This is a genomic window from Aminobacter sp. P4_H6_2 (assembly GCF_056400805.1).
Genome location: NZ_JBFUKO010000730.1, coordinates 1 through 2,522 on the forward strand (window position 1 = coordinate 1; position 2,522 = coordinate 2,522).

Annotated in this window: 2 protein-coding genes; both read right to left on the reverse strand. The window is 61.3% G+C overall.

Annotation, left to right across the window (positions count from 1 at the left end):
- Window positions 1–236 precede the first annotated feature (236 nt).
- The gene (locus AC1DUU_RS29300) at window positions 237–971 is read right to left on the reverse strand and encodes a PopZ family protein (RefSeq protein WP_476786834.1); all 735 of its coding nucleotides are present in this window, start codon (window positions 969–971) and stop codon (window positions 237–239) included.
- A 234-nt stretch (window positions 972–1,205) separates the two neighbouring features.
- A partial coding sequence (locus AC1DUU_RS29305) for a TolC family outer membrane protein (protein WP_476786835.1) occupies window positions 1,206–2,522 on the reverse strand: 1,317 nt, incomplete at its 5' end.

Genomic DNA, 2,522 nt, shown 5'->3' on the forward strand with positions numbered 1-2,522 from the left:
CAACTGTCGGGGCCGCAAGGTGACGCGAACAGCGCGTGCAGCTTCATTGTTGCCGAACCCGATGGCAACCTCATGGCAGGCGCCGAACGAACGAATTATTGCGGCCCGCAGGCAGCCAAAGCGCTTGGCGATGGCAAAGGCACTTCACCTTCGACATGCACTGTTCAACGCAAACCATTGACCAGGAATCGCAATTTCCGCGCGATGAAAGCCTATGTCAGAGGCGCCTTAGACTGTCAGGCGCCGCGTGCCACGCGCTCGATCTCTTCACGCACCAGCCGCTCGACTAGCGTCGGCAGGTTGTTGTCGAGCCAATCCTGCAGCATCGGCCGCATCATCTCGGCAGCAATGTCGTCGAACGACTTTCGGCTGCGCGCCGCATACGCATCGTTGAGCTCGCCAAAGGCTGCCGACACCTGACGGCCTGCCTGCTCGGAGATGATCACCGGCTTGGCCGAAAGCAACTCGTCGGCAGTTGCCGGCTCTGCGGGTACCGCAACGACCGGTGCCTCTACCTTTTCCGGTTCGCGTGGCGGGCCGGCCAGGCGTTCCATTTGCTCGACGRCCAAGGTGGATTTGGGCGTCCAGCTTGCTGCGGTCGCGCGCACTGCTGCCAGTGCTTCGACCGCCGGCACGGGCGTCTTTGTAACCAAAGGCGTCTTCGCCTCAATCGACGGCCAAAGTGCCGAGCTCGCTTCGTCGCCACGCACCGTATCGAGTTTACCAGGAGTTGGAGCGATTTCGACAAGCTTCACGTCGGCCGGCACGGCCTTGGTCGCCTGTAGTTCAGCTCTGAATGCCTCGACTTCGATGACATTGCGCTCGCTACGGTCGTCTTCCGGCTCAGGGCGCATCTGCTCGAAGTCAACTGCCGGACGGCGTCCAGTATCGTTGTCTTCGATGATCCTGCGGATGGAAGCGAGAATCTCTTCCATCGAGGGTTCGCGCTGAGCGCTGCTAGCCTGGGCCATCGTCACATCCGCCGCCTTCGTGACAGGTTACAAAACCCGCCCGTCGAAACGGGCTTCGAATCAGAGCCCAAGCGTAGCCTACTGATTCCTCTTCGAGAATCCCCAATCGGACAGGCCCGGCGATTTCAACAGATTACCAAGCTGCGCTGTGATCTGCTCTTGGCCGGCAAATGAAAACGGGCGCCGCTCCATCGGAGCAGGCGCCCGCCTGAAATTCAGCAATCGCTATGACGGTCAGCGGCCGTCCGGCGTGCGCAGACCGTACCACTTGTCCTTTACGGCGTTGTAATGCTCTTTCGGCTCGTATTTTGTGACCTGGAGCCCGAGCCGCTCGGTCGACAGATGGCCCGTAGCCGATAGAATGGCATAACTTGCCACCACCGTGTCGCGCTCAGACGTTGCGAGGTTGATCTGGGCGGTAATGACGTCGGCCTGCGCGTTCAGCACGTCGAGCGTCGTACGCTGACCCACATTGCGCTCCTCAATGACGCCATTAAGTGCAAGTTGCTGCGCCGCCACAAGCGCCCGATTGGCCGTCACGCTCTCAAGGGCCGCGACGTATTGCGTCCAGGCAGCCGTCACTGCCGCCCGAACCTGGTCACGACTGACATCAACCTCGATCCGGGCCTGGCCAAGCGTTTCCTTTTGCTGGCGTACGGTCGCGGCAACACGACCACCCTGATATATCGGCACGGTCAAAGTGGCACCGATGGTAGCCGAGGCGGCATTGCCATCAGCCAAGGAGCCCGGCGACGTATTGCGATAGGCCTGCGAAACGCCTGCGGAAGCAGACACCTGCGGCAACAATTGGCCTTCCGCCGATTTCACGGAGAATCCTGCCGCGTCGACAAGGTATTCCGTCGCAAGTATCGCCGGATGCTGTTCCGCTGCGATAGCGATCGCCCCATTGAGGCTTTTAGGCAAAAGCTTCGCGACAGGCGATGCCGCCTTCAGATTTTTCGGATCGTCTCCGACGATCTGGCGATAGACAGCCGCGCTGGACTCGGCTTGGGCGCGCGCTGCAGCCAGCGACGCGACCGCWGCGGAGCGCGACGCATCCGCCTGAGCCACGTCGGTACGCGTCCCCTCACCCACGTCGAAACGCGAGCGCGCCGCACGCACCTGTTCAGTCAGGAACTGCAGATTGCGCTCCGTCAGCACCGCCACCTGACGATCGCGAATGACGTCCATATAGGATGTTGCGGCATTGAACAGCGTTGTCTGCTCGGTGTTGCGAAGCGACTCGAACGAGGCCCGCACACGCGACTCTGCGGCAGCGACATTGTTCTTGGTCTGGAATCCGTCGAACAGCGTCTGATTGATCTGAACGCCGAAAGACCCGACGGACAGATTGGTGGTCAAACCCGACAGACGCGTTGTCGTATAGTCAATGCCTGCCGTCGCAGCCACGGTCGGGCGCCAGCCGGACTTGGCGATGGCCACGTTTTCATCGGTGACGCGCACGCCGGCGCGGGCCGAATTGAGCGATGAATTGTTCTGGTACGCCTTTGACAGAGCGCCGAGGATCGTCTCCGCGGAGGCCGACAAGGG